Source organism: Planococcus sp. APC 3900 (assembly GCF_030407735.1).
Classification (GTDB): Bacteria; Bacillota; Bacilli; order Bacillales_A; family Planococcaceae; genus Planococcus; species Planococcus notacanthi.
The window spans coordinates 310,222-332,953 of record NZ_JASDCT010000001.1; the positions used below are offsets into that span (position 1 = coordinate 310,222).

Annotated in this window: 27 protein-coding genes and 1 riboswitch; of the genes, 18 read left to right on the top strand and 9 right to left on the bottom strand. The window is 46.0% G+C overall.

Features of this window, described 5'->3' with window-relative positions; translation table 11 throughout:
• Positions 1 to 4: 4 nt before the first annotated feature.
• On the top strand, positions 5 to 193 hold the full coding sequence (locus QMA04_RS01550; protein WP_191714748.1) for a hypothetical protein: 189 nt from the start codon (positions 5 to 7) through the stop codon (positions 191 to 193).
• Between the two features lie 53 nt (positions 194 to 246).
• Here QMA04_RS01550 and QMA04_RS01555 read toward each other — a convergent pair whose 3' ends face one another.
• Positions 247 to 420 (bottom strand): hypothetical protein, encoded by a 174-nt coding sequence (locus tag QMA04_RS01555; protein WP_191714749.1) that lies wholly within the window; start codon positions 418 to 420, stop codon positions 247 to 249.
• Between the two features lie 200 nt (positions 421 to 620).
• Between QMA04_RS01555 and QMA04_RS01560 the strand changes: the two genes are divergently transcribed.
• From QMA04_RS01560 to QMA04_RS01590, 7 genes are all read left to right on the top strand, one after another.
• The gene (locus tag QMA04_RS01560) at positions 621 to 1,049 is read left to right on the top strand and encodes a hypothetical protein (RefSeq protein WP_191714750.1); all 429 of its coding nucleotides are present in this window, start codon (positions 621 to 623) and stop codon (positions 1,047 to 1,049) included.
• Between the two features lie 107 nt (positions 1,050 to 1,156).
• On the top strand, positions 1,157 to 2,041 hold the full coding sequence (locus QMA04_RS01565) for an ABC transporter ATP-binding protein (RefSeq protein WP_191715079.1): 885 nt from the start codon (positions 1,157 to 1,159) through the stop codon (positions 2,039 to 2,041).
• Positions 2,042 to 2,043: 2 nt separating this feature from the next.
• Complete coding sequence (locus QMA04_RS01570) at positions 2,044 to 3,252, top strand: ABC transporter permease (RefSeq protein WP_191714751.1); 1,209 nt, start codon at positions 2,044 to 2,046, stop codon at positions 3,250 to 3,252.
• A 59-nt stretch (positions 3,253 to 3,311) separates the two neighbouring features.
• Positions 3,312 to 3,486: riboswitch (cobalamin riboswitch) on the top strand.
• Positions 3,487 to 3,572: 86 nt separating this feature from the next.
• Positions 3,573 to 4,622, top strand: a complete 1,050-nt coding sequence (cobT, locus tag QMA04_RS01575; protein WP_290183732.1) for a nicotinate-nucleotide--dimethylbenzimidazole phosphoribosyltransferase — start codon at positions 3,573 to 3,575, stop codon at positions 4,620 to 4,622.
• A gap of 18 nt (positions 4,623 to 4,640) precedes the next feature.
• The gene (bluB, locus tag QMA04_RS01580) at positions 4,641 to 5,282 is read left to right on the top strand and encodes a 5,6-dimethylbenzimidazole synthase (protein WP_290183733.1); all 642 of its coding nucleotides are present in this window, start codon (positions 4,641 to 4,643) and stop codon (positions 5,280 to 5,282) included.
• A gap of 157 nt (positions 5,283 to 5,439) precedes the next feature.
• Positions 5,440 to 5,757 (top strand): PadR family transcriptional regulator, encoded by a 318-nt coding sequence (locus QMA04_RS01585; protein WP_203340209.1) that lies wholly within the window; start codon positions 5,440 to 5,442, stop codon positions 5,755 to 5,757.
• On the top strand, positions 5,757 to 6,293 hold the full coding sequence (locus QMA04_RS01590) for a DUF2812 domain-containing protein (RefSeq protein ID WP_290183734.1): 537 nt from the start codon (positions 5,757 to 5,759) through the stop codon (positions 6,291 to 6,293). Before QMA04_RS01585 ends, QMA04_RS01590 begins: the two co-directional genes overlap by 1 nt.
• An 83-nt stretch (positions 6,294 to 6,376) precedes the next feature.
• Here the strand turns inward: QMA04_RS01590 and QMA04_RS01595 are convergent, their stop codons facing one another.
• A complete protein-coding gene (locus tag QMA04_RS01595; RefSeq protein WP_290183735.1) occupies positions 6,377 to 6,685 on the bottom strand; it encodes a monooxygenase in 309 nt (102 codons plus the stop codon).
• 12 nt (positions 6,686 to 6,697) lie between these two features.
• Positions 6,698 to 7,627: a DsbA family protein gene (locus tag QMA04_RS01600; RefSeq protein ID WP_290183736.1), complete on the bottom strand. Its 930-nt coding sequence runs from the start codon at positions 7,625 to 7,627 to the stop codon at positions 6,698 to 6,700.
• 167 nt (positions 7,628 to 7,794) lie between these two features.
• On the opposite strand from QMA04_RS01600, the gene QMA04_RS01605 reads away from it, so the two are divergent.
• Together QMA04_RS01605 and QMA04_RS01610 are read left to right on the top strand one after the other, a co-directional pair.
• On the top strand, positions 7,795 to 8,355 hold the full coding sequence (locus QMA04_RS01605; RefSeq protein WP_290183737.1) for a TetR/AcrR family transcriptional regulator: 561 nt from the start codon (positions 7,795 to 7,797) through the stop codon (positions 8,353 to 8,355).
• Positions 8,356 to 8,381: 26 nt separating this feature from the next.
• A complete protein-coding gene (locus tag QMA04_RS01610; RefSeq protein ID WP_290183738.1) occupies positions 8,382 to 9,341 on the top strand; it encodes a LacI family DNA-binding transcriptional regulator in 960 nt (319 codons plus the stop codon).
• Between the two features lie 593 nt (positions 9,342 to 9,934).
• Here the strand turns inward: QMA04_RS01610 and QMA04_RS01615 are convergent.
• From QMA04_RS01615 to hxlA, 5 genes are all read right to left on the bottom strand, one after another.
• Positions 9,935 to 10,297, bottom strand: coding sequence for a winged helix-turn-helix transcriptional regulator (locus tag QMA04_RS01615; protein WP_290183739.1), 363 nt, complete (start codon positions 10,295 to 10,297; stop codon positions 9,935 to 9,937).
• Positions 10,269 to 11,129: a Cof-type HAD-IIB family hydrolase gene (locus tag QMA04_RS01620; protein ID WP_290183740.1), complete on the bottom strand. Its 861-nt coding sequence runs from the start codon at positions 11,127 to 11,129 to the stop codon at positions 10,269 to 10,271. The genes QMA04_RS01615 and QMA04_RS01620 overlap by 29 nt, the downstream gene beginning before the upstream one ends.
• 35 nt (positions 11,130 to 11,164) lie before the next feature.
• Positions 11,165 to 11,785 carry a cyclase family protein gene (locus QMA04_RS01625; RefSeq protein ID WP_290183741.1) on the bottom strand — a complete coding sequence of 207 codons (621 nt, stop codon included), beginning with the start codon at positions 11,783 to 11,785 and terminating at the stop codon, positions 11,165 to 11,167.
• A 165-nt stretch (positions 11,786 to 11,950) separates the two neighbouring features.
• The gene (gene hxlB / locus QMA04_RS01630) at positions 11,951 to 12,505 is read right to left on the bottom strand and encodes a 6-phospho-3-hexuloisomerase (RefSeq protein WP_290183742.1); all 555 of its coding nucleotides are present in this window, start codon (positions 12,503 to 12,505) and stop codon (positions 11,951 to 11,953) included.
• Position 12,506: 1 nt separating this feature from the next.
• Positions 12,507 to 13,148, bottom strand: a complete 642-nt coding sequence (hxlA, locus tag QMA04_RS01635; RefSeq protein WP_290183743.1) for a 3-hexulose-6-phosphate synthase — start codon at positions 13,146 to 13,148, stop codon at positions 12,507 to 12,509.
• A gap of 281 nt (positions 13,149 to 13,429) precedes the next feature.
• Here hxlA and QMA04_RS01640 point away from each other — a divergent pair, with 281 nt between their 5' ends.
• The 8 genes from QMA04_RS01640 to QMA04_RS01675 all read left to right on the top strand — a co-directional run bounded on the left by QMA04_RS01640 (position 13,430) and on the right by QMA04_RS01675 (position 20,159).
• On the top strand, positions 13,430 to 13,993 hold the full coding sequence (locus QMA04_RS01640) for an NADPH-dependent FMN reductase (RefSeq protein WP_290183744.1): 564 nt from the start codon (positions 13,430 to 13,432) through the stop codon (positions 13,991 to 13,993).
• A gap of 252 nt (positions 13,994 to 14,245) precedes the next feature.
• Positions 14,246 to 16,012: a SulP family inorganic anion transporter gene (locus QMA04_RS01645; protein ID WP_290183745.1), complete on the top strand. Its 1,767-nt coding sequence runs from the start codon at positions 14,246 to 14,248 to the stop codon at positions 16,010 to 16,012.
• A 23-nt stretch (positions 16,013 to 16,035) separates the two neighbouring features.
• Entirely contained in the window at positions 16,036 to 16,374 is a 339-nt protein-coding gene (locus QMA04_RS01650) for an ArsR/SmtB family transcription factor (protein WP_290183746.1), read from the top strand.
• 223 nt (positions 16,375 to 16,597) lie between these two features.
• Positions 16,598 to 17,032: a MarR family winged helix-turn-helix transcriptional regulator gene (locus QMA04_RS01655; protein ID WP_290183747.1), complete on the top strand. Its 435-nt coding sequence runs from the start codon at positions 16,598 to 16,600 to the stop codon at positions 17,030 to 17,032.
• A gap of 63 nt (positions 17,033 to 17,095) precedes the next feature.
• Positions 17,096 to 18,079 (top strand): ring-cleaving dioxygenase, encoded by a 984-nt coding sequence (locus QMA04_RS01660; RefSeq protein ID WP_290183748.1) that lies wholly within the window; start codon positions 17,096 to 17,098, stop codon positions 18,077 to 18,079.
• A 79-nt stretch (positions 18,080 to 18,158) separates the two neighbouring features.
• Positions 18,159 to 18,701 carry an NADPH-dependent FMN reductase gene (locus QMA04_RS01665; RefSeq protein WP_290183749.1) on the top strand — a complete coding sequence of 181 codons (543 nt, stop codon included), beginning with the start codon at positions 18,159 to 18,161 and terminating at the stop codon, positions 18,699 to 18,701.
• Positions 18,702 to 19,129: 428 nt separating this feature from the next.
• Positions 19,130 to 19,735 (top strand): flavin reductase family protein, encoded by a 606-nt coding sequence (locus QMA04_RS01670; RefSeq protein ID WP_290183750.1) that lies wholly within the window; start codon positions 19,130 to 19,132, stop codon positions 19,733 to 19,735.
• Positions 19,736 to 19,751: 16 nt separating this feature from the next.
• A complete protein-coding gene (locus QMA04_RS01675; protein ID WP_290183751.1) occupies positions 19,752 to 20,159 on the top strand; it encodes a hypothetical protein in 408 nt (135 codons plus the stop codon).
• Between the two features lie 112 nt (positions 20,160 to 20,271).
• Here the strand turns inward: QMA04_RS01675 and QMA04_RS01680 are convergent, their stop codons facing one another.
• Positions 20,272 to 22,686, bottom strand: a complete 2,415-nt coding sequence (locus tag QMA04_RS01680; protein ID WP_290183752.1) for a DUF4084 domain-containing protein — start codon at positions 22,684 to 22,686, stop codon at positions 20,272 to 20,274.
• Between the last annotated feature and the right edge of the window lie 46 nt (positions 22,687 to 22,732).

A 22,732-nucleotide genomic window follows, 5' to 3' on the forward strand; every position in this document is an offset into this window, starting at 1 on the left:
CAAGATGAGAAAAAAATTCTTTGGCTTTTTGCCCAAAAAAGAAAGTGCATCAAAAACCAATTATCATGCAGCTGAACTTTCGGAAAAGGAAATGATGGGAGTTGAAGGAGCTTCTAGTGCCTATTTAGAACATTTTTACGAACAGGATAAAGTGAAAGGTGTATTGGATCCCATTTATCAAAAAGCATTTTAAATAAAAGAAGTCATTCAGCAATTAAACTGAATGACTTCTGATCAATAGAGATATTAGTAACCTTCAGGTTCTCGGTCGAATAACCCGATAATCTCCTTCACATCTACTTTGATGGCAACTTTAGGCGACTCGGTTTGCGGTGCATCAGAGGCTTGAAAAGCAGATGCAGAATCAGTGGCTGTGACAAGAGAAGCAAAAAGTGTAAGGGAAACGAGTAATTTTTTCATGAATGATAATCTCCTTTTTGTTGGATATTTTTTTCTTATATCCATCATAAGGCGGGAGACTGGTTGAAAAAAATTGGTAAAATTCGCTCTTTTATTCTTGATGAAATCTTGGATTTAAACAGGTTTTTTTACCCGAAAACTGTTAAGTAACTGACGCAATGAGCAAAATGCTAAAAAAACTTAAGGAAGGAGGATGCGCAATGGAGATTGCCTTTCCATTTACCATTTACACAGACACGGAAACTGACATGCACTTATCGAACAACAAGCCGCTGATCCACTTGAATACACTGGCCCAAATCTGTTTCCGCGCTTTTTCCCAGGCATCGGGTCTGCCAAAGCCTGAAATTGTCATTCTCGATGATAAAGCTGTAGAAGGGGTTAGCCAGTCGGGTCGATTCGAGATGGATTTTGATCACAATTACTTTAAAAAAGTAGGGGAAATCAGTTCAGAGCTTGCAAAAGAAAAAAGATTTCGATTGGGCCTTTTGTATGAAAAGAATGCCGAAGAAGAACAAGTGATTGAAAGCTACGAAAAGGCGGTTCTTCTGCACGGAGAATTAACAATTGTCCGCGAAAGCAAACAACTGGATTCAAAAGAAACAGCCATTCAATGGATTACAGACTAAGGAGATGATTTCATGAACAAGCTATTGCAATATGGACTCTTAGCGATTGCGGGTGTACTGGTAGTCGTAGTGTATAAAACATTTTTCTAAAGAGAGGAAGATAGATGATGAACCTGACAATAAACGATGTGAACAAGCATTTCGGACCGTATCATGCAGTAAAGAACTTGTCTTTATCAGTAAGCCAAGGCGAAGCCGTGGGACTGCTGGGACGAAACGGCGCAGGAAAAACGACGACGATCCGGATGATTCTCGGGTTATTGCAGCAGGAAAGCGGAAGCATCGAATGGGGAGGAAAGTCATTCTCACGGAAAGAAGTCAAACTGGGCTATTTGCCTGAGGAAAGAGGGCTTTATCCGAAGATGAACATGATGGACCAACTGGTTTATTTTGGCCAATTGGAAGGCATGAGCAAGCGTGCTGCAAAGCAGGAGGCGATGAAATGGATTGAACGATTGGAAATAAGCCAGTATATCAAAAAAGACACAGGAGATTTATCGAAAGGAAACCAGCAAAAAATTCAATTGATCGCTGCGCTTATGCATGATCCGGATTTGATTATTTTGGATGAACCTTTCAGCGGACTTGATCCTGTTAATGCCCAAATGTTGGAGCAGGTGATAGAAAGTCTGATTCAAGAGAAAAAAACCTTAATCTTCTCAAGCCATCGAATGGAGAGCGTTGAATCATTTTGCGATCGGGTCTATTTGATGAAGCAAGGCGAGGTCGTGCTTTCAGGATCCATCTCGGATATCAAGACCCAATACGGATTTAAGTATGTAAATATCGAATCTACCCAGCCCCTGGAAGAATATTTGATGGGCTTGCAAACTGAGTTTATAAAAAAGGGGAAAGAATATCAATTACAGGTAAAAACCATGGATCAAGGGTTATACCTCATCGAAAAAATAAAAAGCTTGGTTCCGATTCGGAAAATCGGCATCGCCGATCCATCATTAAACCAAATCTTTATTGAAAAGGCAGGGGATTGAGATTGAGAAATTTTTATCTGGTCTTTAAACAATCTTTTCGGGAAAGAGTGACTTCGAAGTCCTACCTTACGACAACGTTTGCGTTGATTCTGATTTCCATATTCGCCATTTCATTGCCCAGCATCTTGGAGAATTTTGCGGATCCGAAAGAAGAAATGGTGGTTGTATCCAATGCCGCCGATATAACTGTCTCGGAACTGGAAAAGCAATTGACCGATTGGGAGTGGAAAGAAGGGGCACAACAGCAGATAGAATCTTTGAAAAAAGAAGCGCAGGAAGGAAAAATTGCTGGCTTATACCTAATTGATGACAATGCCAGCAATTATTCTGTGACCTATTTTTCCAAATCGAATGACGTCGCTTTAAATTCGTCTCTGTCCCAGTATCTTCAGGCGAAGAATACGCAAAGAATTGCCGATAGCAACGGTATGTCGGAAGCGGATCAACAGTCCTTGTTCGTTCCGGTTGCCATGGAAAAAGGACAATTCACTTCAGAGAATGAAGTATCGGTGTTTGTGATTTACTTGATGCTGATGTTCATTTTGATGGCAGTTATGATGTATGGCACAACGATTGCAACCGGCGTCGCCTCAGAAAAAGCTTCACGGGTCATGGAAGTAATGGTGACAAAAGTAAACCCGCTGGCGATGATTTTCGGTAAAATATTCGGAATCGCTTTAGCAAGCCTCATGCAGTTCGCCGCTTTCTTTGGATCTGTTGCGTTGTACTTGAAATCAGGGCTTGTGGAACCCGCACAAAGTTTAGGGAATTTTGACTTGAATCTATCGGCGCTGACAGCCGAGCATTGCGTGTACTTCTTCATCTTCTTTTTATTGGGGTATTTATTATATGCTTCTCTATATGCGGTGTTCGGTTCCATGGTCAGCCGTCCTGAAGAACTGAACGGAACGACGATGCCAATTTCTATTCTCTTGATGGTCAGTGCTTTCTCGGGAATCCTTTTTGTCATGGATGACCCTGCATCAACGCTATCCAAGTTCATGGCAACATTTCCGTTTACCTCACCATTCAATATGATTATTCTGATCATGAAAGACGCTGCATCATTTGGGGAAATCGCTCTATCCATCGGCTTGCTGGTGATCACCACCTTTGCATTCGGTTATTTTGCAGCAAAAGTCTATCCGAAAGGCATCCTTCACTTCGGAGAAAATTTGAAACTGCGTCAGCTTATTATGAGGAAGTCATAAATTGCTTCTCTGGTTGTGTTTGCAAAAACGCGCTTTTGCGGTAAGCTAAATGAAAGAATAATTGAATAACCGTAACAGGTGCCCTTCGGGGAGAATAGGGAATGAAGTGAAAATCTTCAGCGGTCCCGCCACTGTAACGGGGAGTTTTACAGATTTGCCACTGGAGATTGGTCCGGGAAGGCCTGTAAAACGGTGATCCGGAGCCAGGAGACCTGCCTGCTTACGTTCTGCTGATAGATCATGGAAAAGTCTTTAGTTTATTTGTTCACGCAAATAAACTGGAGGCTTTTTCTTTTTAATTCAGAAAGGGGAAGAGAAAGATGAATTTATTGCAGCAAACAATGGAGCGTATTCAAGGGTTGGACCAGGAAATGGTGGGAAAAGCGCGGGAGCGTGTGGACAGCCTGATCAAGCCGCCGCACAGTCTCGGCAAGCTGGAAGAGCTCGCTGTGCAATTGGCTGGAATTTCGGGAGAATTGTATCCAGAGTTTGATCGAAAAGCGATTATCGTGATGGCTGCCGACCACGGCGTTTATGAGGAAGGGATTTCTTCCAACCCGCAGGAAGTGACATATGCGCAAACGATGTTCATCGCAAAAGGCATCACCGGAGTCGGAGTTTTGGCGAAAACAGCGGGAGCGGAAGTGGTCACCGTCGACATCGGCGTTAAAGGAGACTTTCCGAATGATGCAGGGGTGATCGGCCGGAAAATCAGGCAAGGCGCAGGCAATATTGCGACAGGGCCGGCGATGACGATAGAAGAAGCGATCCGCTCGCTGGAAACGGGGATTGCCATTGCAGAAGCGGAAATCCAAAAAGGCGCCAATCTGCTGGGGACCGGCGAAATGGGCATCGGCAACACCACGCCAAGCACCGCCATTTTATCGGTGCTTGGAAACATTCCATCTGAAGAGATTACCGGCAAAGGTGCAGGAGTCGGCAGTGGAGGAATCTCGCATAAAGCCCAAGTCATTAAGAAAGCGATTGAAACGAACCGGCCGGATAAAGACAATGCCATCGACGTTTTGGCCAAAGTCGGTGGACTGGAAATCGGCGGCATGGCAGGTGTCATGATCGGAGCGGCAGCAAACCGCGTGCCGGTTGTACTGGATGGGTACATCTCCACCATTGCGGCGCTGATAGCGGTGTCGATCGAACCGAAAGTGAAACATTACCTGATTGCTTCGCATGCAAGCGCTGAACCGGGCGGGAAAAAAGCAAGTGAATTGCTGGGCATCCAGCCGGTGCTGCATATGGAGATGTGTTTAGGTGAAGGGTCGGGCGCCGCTTTAGCATTCCCACTTGTAGATGCGGCCTGCCGGATAATGAAAGAAATGGCCACGTTTTCGGAAGTTGGCCTTAAGATTTGATGAAGAGAGGAGAAAAAGATGTTTACTGAAGAAGAAAAAAGAGGTGTATATAAAGCAATTTACACTAGAAGAGATATTCGCAGCTTTTTGCCGACGCCTGTCCCGGAAGAACTGATCACCACTATTCTGGAGGCTGCACACCATGCGCCGTCCGTAGGATTCATGCAACCCTGGAATTTCATTATCGTATCTTCATCTGAAACAAAAGAAAAGCTGGCCTGGGCCGCAGATAAGGAGCGGCGGGCACTGGCCATTCATTACGAAGGGGAGAAAGAAAACAAGTTTCTCGGATTGAAAGTAGAAGGCATAAAGCAGGCGCCCGTAACGATTTGTGTAACTTGTGATCCGACAAGAGGCGGCTCTCATGTCCTGGGGCGCAATTCCATTCCTGAAACAGACGCCTTATCCACGGCCTGTGCCATCCAAAATATGTGGTTGGCTGCCTGTGCAGAAGGCTTAGCGATGGGCTGGGTAAGCTTCTATAAGAAAAACGACGTCCGGGACATCCTGGACATTCCGCCGCATATCGATCCGATCGCCCTTCTGTCGCTCGGTTATACGGAAGATTATCCTGATAAGCCAATTCTGGAAGCAGCGGGATGGGAAAAAAGACGTTCGTTAAAAAACCTGGTTTTTGAGGATATATGGAGTGGGAATTAGAGCTTTTATAAGTAATGAAACAGCTGATGATAAAAAAGAAAAGCCATTTAAAAAGGGAAAACTTTTTCAAAAGTTTTCCCTTTTTTATAGACAGTTATATCACTTAATGATATATTATTTTCAGACATATCACAAAGTGATATAAAGGAGTGGGAATATGAAATCATTAGAGCAGCTGACGGATTCCGTTTTTTACATTATGGCCGCTTTCACAACACCGAGGCACGGCTACGCAGTAATGAATATAGTGGAGGAGATAACGGATGGAGCGGTAGTGATCGGACCGGCATCCCTGTATACGATCATTAAAAAGCTGACAAATGAAGCGTATATCGAGCTTTACGAAGATGCGGATTCCAGGCGCAAAGTCTATATGCTGACAGCTTTGGGAAGAGAAGTCTTAAAGCAGGATATTGAACGAAGAAAAACGATGGTCCAATTTGCGGAAACAGGATTACAAGGAGGAGAAGCCTGATGAGAAACAAAAAATACATGATGTCCGGTGGATTAGCATTTTCAGAACAAAGTGATTTGGAAAAATTGCGGGAAAAGGCGGCGCAGGGCTGGAATGTTAAACGCTTTAAATTTATGGGATACCAACTGGAAAAAGGCGCACAGGAAGACGTGATTTTCAGCATCGATTATCGTGATTTTAAAAAAGGCGAAGAAGAGGAATACTTCGAGATGTTTGAAATGGCTGGTTGGAATCATGTCAGTTCAAATGCCGGCATCCATTTGTTTAAAGCCTTGCCGGGCACAAAGCCGATCTACAGTGACAAAGAATCGTCTGTCGATAATCTGGTCCGCCAGCAAAAGCCCTTAATTTCCATTTCCATCGTTTGTGTATTGATCACAATCATCAGTTATGTACTGTCCCAAATGGGTCCGGATCTCGTTCAAACTGTTTTTCATGTGCTGTTTCTCAGCTTTGTGGTGCTTACTTTCCCGGTATTGATGACCGCGGGTGCCATCACATTTCAGCTATGGAGAGCAAAACGCGTTCACGTATAGAAAAAATGGATGTAAACATAAAAAGAACAGGCAACGCGTATCCAATCGCGTCTCCTGTTCTTTTGAAGTTGGAACTGTATTGTTTACTGATTGACTGGACCTTTATTGATTTCCGTCAGTGCAGAATTGACTTCGAAAATCTTGGCATGGACCGGTGAAATGCCAAACCCGGCTAAGCGCTTAGTATGCATATCTACGTATTTTTCAGCGGTCTCTTTTGTTTGGAAAAGATATATACCGCCGGCTTCCTTTGTTTTCGGGTTTTCAGTCCAAATCTTCCACAGAAAGCCCTTTTCCTCGTTGATGCTTTTCGCCAGTTCTGTGAACGACTCTGCCATTTCATCTCCGAAAGGGCCATCCATCTTAAAATCTACTTGAAGAATATATGCCATGGTGTTTCCTCCTTATTTTGTAGCTGGTGTGAAATACGATTCCCCTAAAATTTCATGGGCCTGATAATGGCCAGGGGCGAGTTCTTTTTCAATAAATGCATTTATCTCTGCTGATTCCACATCGTACATCACTTCAATTTCCTTGGAAAACAGCAGTTGTTCTTTTTCCAGCAGCTGAGAAAGTGCAGGTTGCGGTTTGGCTTGCAGGTCTTCCTGATTCAGCACTTGCTTCAAGCCGTCCACATAGGATTCGAACGGCCGACCGCCGACAAGTTTGACGCCTTTGTTGTCTTCATTGACCATGATGATGGAAGGGAAGCCGCGGGCACCCAAACTTCTGGCCAGTGCAAAATCTTCATTCAATGCCTGCTGTCCGGCTGGTTGTTCCGCCTGCTGCACAATGGTTTGACCATCAAGGCCCATCTGATTGACGATGTCGATCATAACGGAAGCCTCTGAAATGTTTTGGTTGAATGCGAAAAGGGCTTCTCTTGCGCGCCGCAAGTATTCATTCGCCTTTTCTTCGCTATGGACATCCTGAATCACCTTGAAGACGCGGGAAGGAGGATAAGACGACTGGACAGGATTGTCGATCATCAATGTTCCGTCAATCGGCATTCTTGAATGGTCGCCGACTTCTCTCCAATGGCCTGCGACGTCGGCTGGCTTATAGATGCCATTTGCAGGATCAATGGGCCCGTCATGCCACTTCTCTAGCAAGCCGCCCATAACGGTCTGGGAGTTGAAATGTTCACCGTACTGTTCTGTGAATCGGCGCAACACCGGTTCGATGGCCCAGCAATGGGAACAGATTGGATCTGTTACATAATAAAGGGTAACTGATTTTTGAGGCTTGCTGAAATCAATGAGTCCGGTTTCCTCTTCTTCTGCAACGCCGCAAATGCCTGTTTCGATATCGCACATCAGATTGTTATTTTTCATTTTTATTTCCTCCTCTTGAATTGGCTATGACTGAGTGTTTTCGGTTAGCTTATTTGCTTTACAATTCGATCTTAAGCCATAATGAAAGCAATCAACACCAATAGTTCCGGTGATTTGTCGCTTATGCAACACATTCCGGAAATTGTCGGAAAAGGAGTGAAAGGCGAATGACGCAAACCAAGACGGACCCACGCGTGATCCGAACCCGTAAATTGATTATGGATTCCTTCATCACGCTTTCAGAAGGAAAAGAGTTTAAGGATATTACGGTAAAAGACATCACAGCCGAAGCCATGATTAACCGGGCGACGTTCTATTACCATTTCGAGGATATATACGATTTATTGGAGAAGGCCTTATCGGAAGTTTTATTGGTGAATCTGGATTCAGACACTTACCGGCACGATGAACTGAACGAAGAAACGTTCGTCAAAATCTTCGAAGCGGTCACCAATTTTCAAACCTCCCTCTCGAACCGGTGCCACCGGGGATACGAAGATACCATCGCCCGGATTATACGGGAGCAGCTCGAAGTCCTGTTCCATAAACTATTGGTGAAGCAAAAGGGAATCGGGCAAGAAGGAGCCCTTAAAACTACTGCGGTCATGCTCAGTTGGGGAATCTACGGGGCATCGGTGGAATGGAAAAGGAACAGCCAAGCCTCTCCGGAAGAATTCATCAAAGCGGCTGTCCCTTATATCGAGCATGGCATTCATTTTAATAAGTAAGGAATGAAAAGTGGGGAGGCGATGGGATGGCAAGCATCCAGGACGTTGCCAGAATAGCAGGCGTCTCTGTTGCGACTGTTTCGCGTGTATTGAACAATCATCCATATGTGAAAAAGGAAAAAGTGGAAGCAGTGGAAAAGGCTATTGCAGAAACAGGATATATCCAAAATATCAATGCCATCAATTTGAAAAAAGGCAAAACAAACCTGGTGGGTGTGGTGCTGCCCATCGTGGATCATCCGTATTTTTCGCAATTGATACAAGGGATTTCCCAATCAGCGGCAGATCAGCACTATAAGCTGGTTCTTTACCAGACCGGTTATCATGAAGGCCAGGAAATGGAAGCATTGGAGATGTTGAAGCTTAAGCAAATCGACAGCCTGATCATTTGTTCGAGAAAAGTTTCGCTGGAGACCATCGAGCGCTATCGCCAATACGGCACGATCGTGTTATTCGAAAATGGCGGAACTACGCCGTTGAGTTATACCTTCGTTGATCATTACGCCTGTTTTATGAACGCACTGGCTTACCTGTATGACAAGGGGCACCGGGAGATCGGATTCTCCATCAATCGATCCGATGGCACAAACAGCAGATACCGGGAACAGGCGTACCAGGATTTTCTGAAAATGAAGGGCTTGCCTTATCATGAAGAATATATGGTGAGGGATTGCCTGTATCTGGAAGACGGTGAACGCATATTACAGCGGTTTTCACAACTTCAGCGCCGTCCGACAGCTCTGCTGGCAACGAGTGATCAAGTGGCGGCTGGCATTGTGATTGCCAGCTCCAAATACGGCATCTCCATTCCGAAAGATTTGGCGATCATCGGATTCGATAATCACCCGATCGCCAAAGCGATGGATATCACCACCATCGGCATCCCCTTGAATTCCATCGGCCAGCTTCTGTTCGGCCAGACCTTGTCAAAAGAGGTATCACACGAAGAAGTTGCCGTCCGCTTGATTGAAAGGCGGACTGTTTGAAGAGCTTTTGTATACGACAAAAAGCAGCGTGGTCGTTAAACAGTAAGGGCAAAAAGTCTGGTGCGATCATGCCCCCGGAAAGGGTTACACTCACAAAAGACATCTCCAACTGCCACGAATCAACGAAAGCTGCTTCTTGTTTTCAGCATACGGTATGATATCGTTCTCAGGTCAAGGGAATTCCTGCAATTCTTTTAATAATTGAGGAGACTCATTGAAACCAACAAAACAAGAAGCTGTCTCGAAAGTTAGTTTTGCTGACTTTCAGGATAGCTTCTCTTTTTTTCATAGCTGAATTTTGGATAGAAGTGCCGGTTGCCGATTGGAGAAGCCACTCGGACGCTTTGGGCATGGCTCCCGCCGAAAGCTGAGCACAGACCGCTCATCTTCCTGCTTCGCCCAGCCCTTGGACGCACCTCGCTAAGTGAAGGGATTCAGGAGGATCTAAGAAAAGCTGCAGCTGCTTCTACTCCTGGGATGGAAGAAATATTAGGAAAGCGTCCGGTTGAAGCGGAAGAAACGGCATGGAATCTTTCAAAAAAAGAAGCTGTCCTTTTGTCATTCGTGAATGACAAAAGGACAGCTTTTTTCATTTATACGTTGTGTTTGTCTTCCACTGGCGTACCTAGATTATGCTCCATGTAATCCTTGCCCCATTCATACATCGAGTCAAGAATGGGAATGAGGGTTCTTCCTTGGTCGGTGAGGGAGTATTCCACTTTCGGCGGAACGACCGGATAGATTTCCCGGTGCACAATCAGGTGTTCTTCCAGTTCGCGCAATTGAGTCACCAGCATGCGCTGTGTAATGCCGGGCATCAGGTTCTTCAGTTCACCGAACCGTTTTGTTCCTTCTTTGCCTAAATGCCACAAGATCAACATCTTCCACTTGCCACCGATGATGGAAAGGGTCAGTTCTTTTTCGCAATTAAAGCTTTTTTCTCCCAAGTTGGGCATGCTCTTCGCTTCCTTCCTGCGTTATGCCAGCGTTTGCGGGTTCCAATATAAATTTATCGATGGCGTACATTACACCATCGTCATTGTTCGAGTGGGAAACGAAATCGGCCATGTCTTTTACTTCCTGAACAGCATTTCCCATGGCGATGCCGAGGCCCGCTGCCTTCAACAGTTCGGCATCGTTGTGGTTGTCGCCGATGCCGATGATTTCCGAACGGTCGATGCCCAGCTTGTTTGCCAGGAATAACAGCGCACTGCCTTTATTGGCTTCCGGATGCGTCACTTCCAGGTAGTTCTTTTTGGATTTTTCGATATAGGCGGATGCGCCGAACAATACCTGCAACTGCTTTTGCAGCAGCGCCAACACATCGGGTTCGTCGATAAAGAGCAATTTCGTAAAGCCTTTTTGGGCCAGTCCCATCAAGTCAGGTTCCACCGTATACGGAACCTGGACGGCTTTCGCATAAGCGATGAGCTTATCCGTTTCTGCGGCACCATAGAGAATGTCGTCCTGGTACACTTGCAGATGGATGTTTTGGTCCCGTGCGATGCTGACCAATTTTTGTGCAATGTCAGGGGAGACGGCGCGTTCATACAGTGCTTCTTCTTCGCCCGCCGTTCGGATCATGGCGCCCTGGTAAGTGATCAGTGGAACATCGATGCCGAGCTGTTCGGCAATCTGTTTGGCGGAGGAATACATTCTCCCCGTCGCGATCGTCACCACGGTTCCAAGGCTGATCGCCTTCCGGATGGCTGTAATGGTGTTTGGTGAAATGGTCAGCTGGTCTGTTAAAAGCGTCCCATCCAAATCAATCGCAATCATTTTATACATAAGTTCTCTCCTTGCCGATTCTTTTTGTAAAACAATTAAAAATGCAGTTCATCAAACAGCAGTACCCTGGCAGGCGAGGCATCCGTGCCGGTCAGCTTCAAGGGCGCCGCCACCATAAAATAGTCACCTTGTTCCACTTCTTTCAAACGCAACCCCTCGATAATGATGATTCCGCCGGCAAACAGCGCTTTATGTGTCGGGTGGCCTTCCTGGCTGCGTTCAATGCCGAGCGCATCGGTCCCGACTCCGCGAATCCCAAGCTCTGAAAGATAGGCGGCCCCGTCTTCGGCAAGGTAGACAAAATCAAAGTTGAAGTTTTCCTCAAAAGAGTTTTTCGTTTTCAATAAAATAAAATCGTCCTGCTGAATATCAAATCTTTTCAGGTCCGCTTTTGAAATGCCATTCTCGGCAGCTGTCAAATCCAGCACTTTGCATGGTCCCACAAGCTTGTCCAATGAGATCGACTCGAAGGTCTCTCCGTCCATCATCATATGGCGAGGAGCGTCGATATGGGTCCCGGTATGGACATTCATCTCCAATTGCGTTTCAGTGACTTCGCCGGTCGTCTGCGGATTCATTTTCGGCTGTTTTTCCGGCTTGTCTTTATAGACAGCCATGCCTTCAAAGATTGTGCCTGTCACATCATGCATTTTCATCTGATCAACCCTTTCGTTACTGGTATTTTTTCAGTGGTCTGTTCAGCTTGGCATGCTTTTCAGTCGTCTGTCCAGTGACAATGCTTGAATGAATTCCGGTTCCGCATCAAAGGACAATAAAAACACGCCTGAGCATCTAAATTCCCAGCTCAGGCGTGTTCGTTGTTATTCTAAATTCGCGTGCCTGCCGTACATGGTGCCGGACTTCAACCCTTTTTTGTCCATAAACCGCAGAATCACGGCATCGTAGAACAGAAGGAGCGACTGCTCGAACAGGGAACCCATCGGCTGGATGGATTTTCCGCTGTCACCGTCTGCTTTGGCTTGCGCAGGAATTTCAATGTGAATGTCTCCAAGAAGGCCGATGGTCGAATCGGGATTGGTGGTGATGGCCACTACTGTCGCGCCGATGTCTTTTGCTTTTTTCGTCATCGCTGCAAGGCTCTGGGTTTCACCGGAACCGGAACCGACGATGAATAGATCATCCGGTTCCAAGTTCGGGGTCACTGTCTCTCCTACGACATATGCATCCAGACCGACATGCATCATGCGCATGACGAAAGCTTTCGCCATGAAGCCGGAACGGCCGCCGCCTGCCACAAATACTTTCTTTGCCTGCAGGATGCCGGCCACCAGTTTTTCAGCCTGCTCATCATCAATATGCGCAAGAGTCTGTTGCAGTTCAGCCAGAATTTCTTCTGTAAAGCCTTTGGTGTTCATGTTATGCTGTCACGCTTTCTTTGATCAACTGTTGGATTTTCTCAGCTGCTGCGCCTTTGTCTTCTTTGCCAGTGATGCCGCCGCCGACGATGATCAAGTCGGGTTGTGCTTTGATCACTTCTGGCAATGTTTCCAGTTTGATGCCGCCTGCAATGGCTGTTTGGGTATTTTTCACGACGCTCTTGATGGTGCGCAAATCTGCAAATGAATCTTTGCCTTCTGCCTGCAAATCGTAGCCAGTGTGGACACAGATATAATCAGCTCCAAGCAAATCAAGCTCAGCAGCACGTGTTTGGATGTCTTTAACAGCGATCATATCGATCAGGATTTTCTTGCCTTGTTTTTTCGCTTCTTCAACTGCGCCTTTAATGGATGAATCTTCTGCTTGTGCAAGGATCGTCACGATGTCCGCTCCTGCAGCAACCGCATTCGACACTTCATAAGCTGCAGCGTCCATGATTTTCACATCTGCAAGAACTTCCAGGTTCGGGAAGGCTGTTTTCATTTCCGAAACGGCTTTCAGGCCTTCTTTGTTGATGACCGGTGTTCCGATTTCAACGATGTCGATAAAAGCCTCTACTTCTTTTACTAATTCAAGTGCCTGTGGAATGTCTACCAAGTCTAATGCCAATTGTAATTTCATATATATGAATCTCCTCGATTTTTGATTTTCGGTGCCTGCTCAGTGTAATCCTTGCTGTCAATACTGTGAAGTACGCACTTTAATCGCACATACTGACAAAAAGTATACTGTCACTGTTCAACTGCTCCATTTTAAGACAAGGTTTAAGGCTTGGATGTTTTAAAGGAATATTCGGACATTTTGTTTGAAGCCGAGAGAAATTTATCTTATGATGAAGGGGCATCAATGAGTGAAAGTTCACAGAGCTAAGGCAGCATCACAAATTGAGGAGGAATTTATCCATGACGAAGATTGGTATTATTACAGGAAGCACACGCCCTGGACGCAATAGCATCCAGGTTGCAGAATGGGTCAAAAGCATTGCGGACAAACGCGGAGATGCTGAATACGAAATCGTGGATTTGAAGGACTTTAACTTGCCGATGTATGCAGAGCCGATTTCAGCAGCTTATAGCCAGGATTATCAAACACCTGAAGCGATTCCGTGGTCTCAAAAAATCGCGGAACTCGATGGTTATGTCTTCATTTGCCCTGAATACAATCATGGCGTAACATCAGCTTTGAAAAATGCCATCGATTACCTGTATGTGGAATGGAACAATAAAGCGGCAGGCATTGTCAGCTACGGTTCTTCAGGGGGAGTACGGGCAGCCGAAGCTCTCCGCATTATCATGGCGGAACTGCAAGTGGCTACAGTCAGAGCCCATCCGGCGATGTCCCTGTTCACGGATTTCGTCAATATGAACGAATTCAAACCGGCGGACGTCCACGAAGGTTCGGTCACGACACTGCTCGATCAGGTCAACGCCTGGACGAATGCGTTTGAACCTCTTCGGAACAAATAAAGAGAAACTTCAATCAGTGGGGGTTTTCTTCATCCCCCACTGACCGTTAAAGCGGGATAAATCGATAACGTACCTTTATAGATGAAAGAGCGATCCGAAACATGCGGATCGCTCTTTTTTTGATGAATCAGTAGCCGGTTCCGGTTAGTCGAACTTGTGGCAGGTTGACAAGCAGTTTTTCAAGGAGTATATTCGGATTAATAAATATTCAAATAATCAGATATACTATAAAGGAGAAAAGAAGGTCTTCATATGGAGAAAAAGTCGATGTTTACTGGAAGATACGCGGGCTATTCATTCCAAAGCTTTAAAAAAGACTTTTTGTCGGGCGTTGTGGTAGGGGTAATCGCGATTCCGTTAGGCATGGCTTTTGCCATCGCTTCCGGAGTGAATCCGGAATACGGGATCTACACCACCATCATTGCTGGAATTTTGATATCGCTGCTCGGCGGATCGAAATTTCAAATCGGCGGACCTACCGGAGCCTTTATCCCGGTGCTGTTTGCCATCGTTATTGCCTACGGTTATGAAAGCCTGCTGCTGGCGGGATTTATGGCCGGCATCATCCTGCTCTTCATGGGGATCTTTAAACTGGGTTCGTTGATCCAATACATTCCCCGGCCGGTCACAATCGGTTTCACCTCGGGGATTGCCGTCATTATTTTCGTCGGGCAGATTGCGAACTTCCTGGGATTGACCGGTGTGGAAAAGCATGAATCCTTTTTGGCAAACACAAGAGAAATCTTCATGCATATCGGCACGATTAACGTCTACAGCGTTATAATTGCCGCTGTCTGCCTTGCCACTATGTTGCTGACGCCCAAATTTATCCCGAAAGTTCCAGGCCCTTTAATCGGTTTATTGGTTTCCACGGTAGCAGCGAGTGTTTTTTTCGCAGGTGAAGTGGCTACAATCGGTTCAACTTTCGGAGAAATCTCAAACTCCCTACCGAAATTCCAGTTTCCAGAGATCACTTTTGAACGGATTCAGCTTCTGATCGGCCCAGCCTTCGTCATTGCCATGCTGGGAGGAATCGAGTCCTTGCTGTCCGCTGTCGTGGCGGATGGCATGACCGGCAGCAAACACAACAGCAACCGGGAACTGGTCGGACAAGGAATCGCGAACATGATCACTCCTTTATTCGGGGGGATCCCAGCTACCGGTGCCATCGCCCGGACAGCCACCAATATTAAAAATGGCGCTGTTTCTCCTTTTTCGGGTGTTATCCATGGCGTGGTTGTTCTGTTGGTTCTGTTGCTTTTTGCGCCTTATGCTTCAGTGATTCCACTGGCCAGTATGGCGCCGGTACTGATGATCGTCGCCTGGAATATGAGTGAAAGGCATACATTCATCGATCTTCTGAAAATGAAAACCGCGGATTCCCTGGTTTTGGCTGCCACTTTTTTATTGACCGTCTTTGTCAGCCTGACCGTTGCTGTCCAAATCGGTTTATTATTCGCTGTCATCTTATTCACCAAACAAATGAGCGAGTTGTTGGTCACGGCCAAAGCGTTGCCGGACCCCGACCATAAAGATGAAAAAATGGCGACCCATATGGTGACGGATATCCATGATTGTCCGCAGATTAGCATTTATAATGTGGAAGGGCCTCTCTTTTTCGGTTCTGCCCAAGCTTTCGAACAATCCATTATGAATACAATCAATTACAGACCCAATGTGCTGATGCTCAGAATGGGAAAAGTGCCTTATATGGATACAACCGGGGAATCCTATTTATCGAGCATCATTAAGGATTTTTCAAAACATGGAACGGTTGTAATCACCGGCATAAAACCGCATCCCATTAGTGTAATGAAAAAAACAGGATTGTATGACTATACTGGAGAAGAGCATTTCTTTGGACATACCGGCGAAGCCATCGATTTTTCATTAAACAAACTCGACAGAAACAAATGTCTGGGCTGCCAACATTTTGCCTTTAAGGAATGTACGGCTCTTTCGGCTGGATTGGAGTTCCGTAAAATAGAAACAGCCGGAGTTGAAGAAAACCTGAAATAGCTATAGAAAGGAAGGGATAGAGTTTGGATATGGAAATGCAGCAGTTCAAATCTGAATTTTTTAAAGCACTGGCACACCCGCTTCGTATTCGAATTCTGGAGATTTTGGCGGAAGGGGCTAAAAGTGTCAATGAAATCCAACAGCTGGCGGAAAGCGAAGGATCGACCGTCTCCCAACAGCTGACAGTCTTAAGGTCGAAGAACATCGTCACAGGCAGCAAGGAAGGAAACCGGGTCATTTATTCATTACGGGATCCGATGATCATCGAATTGCTGGATGTGGCCAAAAGGATTTTCAACAATCAGCTATCGGAAACCATCACGATATTGGACCGGCTCAATTACACGGACAAAGCAGAATGACCAAAGACAATTGGAAGGCTTTTAGTAAGCCGCCGATAGAAGGAAGTGAGAAAAATGTGCTCACTTCCTTTTTATATGGATTGAGAAACGTAAATGTAGATAGGAAGCTTGTTCGAAGAACAAAAAAGTTAATTCAGCCGAAATGGTTGACGTCCCAAAATACACATGTTATGATTATCTCGAATTAAAGATATATTAATTAAGAGTAAATGAGGTGAAACGCATGAATATGCCAAATCTCAACTTGAAAGCATTGACTGTATTGGTTCGAGCCGCTGACGCTCTTCATGAATTGATCAAAAAGGACGTTGCGCAATACGGATTGAACCCGACTGAATTCTCGGTATTGGAATTGCTTTACCACCGCGGCAGACAGCCGATTCAGCTGATCGGCAAAAAAGTGTTGATTGCCAGCAGCAGCATCACGTATGTCATCGATAAACTGGAAACGAAACAATACGTCGTCCGGCAAGCATGCCCAGAAGACCGGCGCGTGACTTTTGCGGAACTGACCGATCAAGGCCGGCAATTGATGGATGAAATTTTCCCGAAGCATGAACAAGTGATCAATCAGGCATTCGAGGGAATGGAACAGCAGGAAATGGAAGAGATGATTGAGACGGTCAAAAAGATCGGCTACCAGTCACAGCGTGTTTAAATTTTTTTAATCTTATATCTCGAAATCGAGATAATAATACTTATACAAAAGGAGAGATTTACGATGAACGAATTAAAAGGGATTCACCACGTAACCGCCATCACCAGCAGTGCAGAAAAGAACTACGAATTTTTCACCTACGTCCTGGGCATGCGTCTGGTCAAGAAAACTGTGAACCAGGACGATATCCAGACCTATCATTTATTCTTTGCCGATGACAAAGGTTCGGCCGGAACGGATATGACCTTCTTTGATTTCCCGAACATCCCGAAAGGCACTCACGGCACGAATGAAATCTACAAAACGGCTTTCCGCGTACCGACCGACGAAGCATTGGCTTACTGGATTAAACGCTTTGATAAATACGATGTGAAGCATAAAGGCATTCAAGAGGTCTTCGGCAAGAAAACCATTTCATTCGTCGATTTCGATGATCAGCAGTACATGCTGATTTCAGATGAACACAATGAAGGCGTAGCATCCGGAACACCGTGGCAGAACGGTCCGGTTCCACTGGAGTTCGCCATCACGGGACTCGGCCCGATCCATATCCGAATTGCGGAATTCGATTATTTCAAGGAAGTATTGGAAAAAGCCATGCTGATGCGCCAAGTCGCAAAAGAAGGATCCTTCTACTTGTTTGAAGTGGGGGAAGGCGGAAACGGTGCGCAGGTGATTGTTGAGCACAATAAGCTGCTTCCTCAAGGGCAACAAGGTTTCGGTACTGTCCATCATGCCGCATTCCGTGTAGCTGATACCGGCGTCTTGCAGGAATGGATCGACCGCATGCAGCAAATGGGCTTCAGCACATCCGGCTATGTCGACCGTTTCTTCTTTGAATCATTGTATGCACGCGTAGCACAAGGCATCTTATTTGAATGGGCAACTGACGGTCCGGGCTTCATGGGCGACGAACCTTACGAAACCGTAGGAGAAAAATTGTCCTTGCCGCCATTTTTGGAACCGAAACGCGACCAGATCGAGAAATTGGTCCGTCCGATTGATACTGTACGAAGCACGCGCACCATCGAAAAAGAATATCTGTAAAAAGGGGGAAAAAAACTTGAGCATTTTCAGTAAATTATTCGGCAAACCACAAACAGAACACCAACAGGAGGAAACAACAATGACAAAATTGAACATCGGCATCATTTTAGGATCGACACGTGAAGGGCGCTTAAGCCCGCAAGTAGGAAACTGGGTAAAAGAATTGGCAGACAAACGCGGAGACGCGAACTACACAATCATCGATATCGCAGATTATAAATTGCCGCTGTTAGGCGAAAATGGCGGTGACGCATCAGGTGCAGCGGCATGGTCTGAAGCAGTCGCAAAACAAGATGGCTTTGTCTTCATCGCACAGGAATACAACCACTCCATTACAGGATCGTTGAAAAACGCACTCGATTACCTGCGTGTGGAATGGAACAACAAAGCTGCCGGGATCGTATCCTACGGTTCAGTCGGCGGCGCACGTGCTGCAGAACATTTGCGCGGCATCCTGGGTGAATTGTCAGTGGCAGACGTACGCGTCCATCCGGCATTGTCCTTGTTCACGGATTTCGAAAACGGAGCTGAACTGAAAGCGGCGCCTGTACAAGCAGATTCAGTGAACCAAATGCTGGACCAGGTCATCCCTTGGTCAACAGCATTGAAAACCATCCGCTAGTTTTTTTACGATATAAGTTGAAGTAATAATGCAACATAGTCGATATTCCGCAAAACAGCTGCGAAGACATTAGCCGTAGCTTGCGAGGAGAATGTCTTTGCGACGTAGTGCGCAGCACGAAGGAGCACGGTTTTAAAAGCTACGCTATGGAGACGGGTATGGTCTTCGCTGTTTTGCTCCATATCTTTAGAGATTTCTCTCAACGCCGGCGCGGCTCATCACTGGGCGGGCGCTTTGTTCATAGTACCAAAGCATTTTATATATTATTTGTCTAATTCAACTTATATAATCACAGAGTGTGCAGAAACACCCGCACATTCTGTTTTTTTCGCTACAATGGAGAAATAGAGGGAATGGAATAGAAAATGGCTTATCGTATTTCTTCGTGCGTTTATTAACACATCCCATCAGCAAAGGAGCAGGTAAACATGATTTCAATTGATCCGGAACAAAACGAGGAACGCGACAATTACAAGCTGTTGGTCGGTTCGATCATTCCGCGCCCTATCGCCTTCGTCACCACACAGTCCGAAGAGGGCGTCGTCAATGGCGCACCGTTCAGTTATTTCAACATCGTCTCTTCCAATCCACCGATGGTTTCGCTATCGATTCAACGGCCCACAGGCGAGCGGAAAGACACGGCACGCAATATTTACGGGAACGGTGAATTTGTGGTGCATATTGTGGACCGGGACAATGTCGGAAAGGTTAATGAAACTGCGGCTTCCTTGCCGCCATCGGAAAGTGAAGTGGACATGGCTGGACTGACAAAGGTACCGAGCACTAGGGTGTCGGTTCCAGGCGTCAAAGAATCAAAAATCCGCATGGAATGCCAGTTGGTGGAGTCTGTCCCATTTGGCGGCGACGGCCCGGGAAGCGATTTGTTCATCGGCAAGATCGTCCAGTTCCATGTGGACGAAGCCATTTACGAAAATGGCCGCATCGACCCAAGAGGGCTGGATGCAGTCAGCCGATTGGCCGGTTCCAGTTATGCGGCAATCGGTGACATCTTTTCATTGGAGCGGCCAAAATAAAAATGGGGTGAACCAGATGAGTCTGGCAAGTTATATCGGCTGCAACATCGAAATACCGGAAACAGATGAAGATTCGGATGACGTCCTCTATATCGGCAATTGCTTTTCGGAAAAATACAATCGGAAAGCTGTAAAAAAGCATCAGTTTTCGACGCCATTTATATATGAGATTTCCACCGATTGGGGAATCGAGATTTCTGCGGATATGCCCAGGGAAAGTTGCGTGGAATCCAAAGTGAAATTGCTGCGGCTATGTGAAGTTATGGATAGTTACCTTCGTGAAGGGGACTTCTTTGAACTTTACAGTTACTGGATTGGGGAAGAAGACGACGACCGCGAAGGAGAAATGACTTTGCAGCTGGGTGCTTTTGATGTGGACCAGCTTGAAATGCCCGAAAAGACATTGGTGCGGTTCGTAAAGTGATGCGGATTTCATAGCGGCAATAAGCAGATCAATTTGGGTTCAAGAAACAGGCGTCTATTAAAGTAGAGTTGAATAATAAAAAGCAGTTGATTTCTCAACTGCTTTTTTGCGTTTAAATTGATCTGACAGACTGCAGGCCATTCGCCAGCAGGTGAGTGAACTTGTCGGCTGGCAGCGGCCGGCTATAGTAATACCCCTGGATTTCATCACAACCCAGTTTTTTCAGCAGCGCCAGTTGTTCAGCAGTTTCCACCCCTTCAGCAACCACTGACATGTCCATACTATGGGCAATGAAAATCATGGCTTCGACAAGCGCCTTATCGTAAGGGTTGGAGGCCATATCCTGCACGAATGGCTGGGCGATCTTCAAATGGTTCAGCGGGAATCGCTTCAAGTAGTTGAGCGACGAGTAGCCGGTGCCGAAATCATCGATGGCAATGCGGACTCCCAAGCTTCTCAGTTCCTGCATACGGGTAATGGCTTTTTCCGCATCATCGACAGCGACGCCTTCCGTAATTTCCAATTCCAGTGAAGACGCCGGAAAGCCGGTTTTTTCAAGTGCCTGGCGAATCATGCTCATCAAATCATCGTCAAGAAACTGCAGAGGCGATAAATTCACCGCCAGTTTCAGTTCAGAGTAACCGGAGTCATGCCATTGTCTGGCTTGCCTGCAAGCTGTAGAAAGCACCCATTCGCCCATGGGAAGAATCAGGCGGGTTTCTTCCGCGAGCGGAATGAATTCTCCGGGAGAAATGGTTTTGCCCGATGGAGTCTGCCAGCGGATCAAAGCTTCCATGCCAATGATGTCGCCTGTGGCGGCTTGGATCTGTGGCTGGTAATGCAGGATGAACTCTTCATTCACGAGAGCCCGGCGCAGTTCATTTTCGAGTGCGATTTTTCGGGAAGCGATAAAAGCCATGTCATCTGAGAAAAACTGAAAATTGTTTTTGCCTTTTTCTTTTGCATGGTACATGGCGCTGTCTGCGTGTTTCAGCAGTTCATCCGGCGTTTCGCCGTCTTCTGGATAAACAGCAATGCCGATACTCATGGAAACATGCAATTCCTGTCCTTGGATAGTCAGGGGGTTTTCAAAAGCAGCCTGCAGCCTGCGGATCAGTGGAACCATATCCAGCTGTGAATCGAAGTTATTCAAAATCAGTGTGAATTCGTCGCCGCCCTGCCGGGAAATGGTATCGTTGGAGCGCAGGTTTTCCTGCAGCTTTTGGGCGAATTTCTGCAGCAGTAAATCGCCGAATTCATGGCCGAATGTATCATTGACGTTCTTAAAACGGTCCAAATCAATGAACACCACAGCGACTTTCTGGGAAGTTTGCTTAGCAGCCTTCAAGGCGCTTTCCAACTTTTCGAGATAGAGCCTTCTATTTGGCAAGCCGCTCAACGCGTCATGATAAGCCATGTGTTTCATTTGATCGATGGCTTTTTCCAATAAATCATTTTTGGAAGTGACTTCCATTGTCCGTTGCTCCACTTTGTGCTCCAGAACAGAGGTCAATTGGTGGTAGCGCGCCAGTAGCTTTCGGTTATCCCGTAACGTGAAGACCTGTCTGGTGATGATGAGGATGACCGATACACCGGCTCCCGCGATTAAGCCGTTCATGTCTCCTTTTTGTTCGAAAATCATGACGATAAACAACAGCACCATACTGAAATAAGGAAGCAGCAGGCGCAGGGAAATCCGCTCGTCATCAATCCGTTTGGCAACTTTCTCGGACGATGTTTCTGTACGTGCTTCCAGTGCATACAAACCGGCAAGGGCCATCAACAGCAGGCCGAGAGACCATAACGGATCGTAAATACTGCCGCTGTTATACCCGCCGTTAGCAGTTGAAAAAAGATAAGCGGTATCTGCCAGAACTTGAACGATTAAGCTCGCTGCAATCAAGCACAGGACCCTGCGCTGAAAGAAATAGGCAGAACCGATGTAGAAACTGACGGCACCAAACAATAAGAACAGATCTCCAATCGGGTAGCTGATGGATACAACGAAAAGAATAGGGGATACAGAAACTTCTTTTATTAAAGGCTGGATCAGAAAATGCCAGCTTAATGCTGTGGATACGGCGATAATGATGGCCATATCGAAAAGAAACTTAATCTGATAGGAGTTTTCCTTCCTTTGTATAAGCTGGTAAGCGAAAGCTGCTATGTAAAAAAAGATTTGAAGGAAGAAAAACAGGTCAGCCCATCCGGGATAGCTGACTTCCACATGTGCAATATCACGGCTATAGAACCAAATGCCTTCGGCGACTGAAAAGCTGTAACACCCGAGTGATATCAATAACCAAAAAAAGCGGTTCTTGCTGGAAGATTTCAAAAAGACCGTGAATAGAACCGTTCCGGCAATCACAGGAACCAGGGGAATCAGCCAAGACATAAGACTGGCTCCCGACAAAGGCATAAAGCTGCTGTCCGAACCAAGTAAAATCCAAGTATAGTAAAATAAAATATAAATGAAACTGAAACAGATGAACGACTTCTGGATTTTGGAAAGAGTGATCGCTTTCACCTCATTAGGTCTGAAAAGAATAGAACATCAAATTCTGAATTTATTA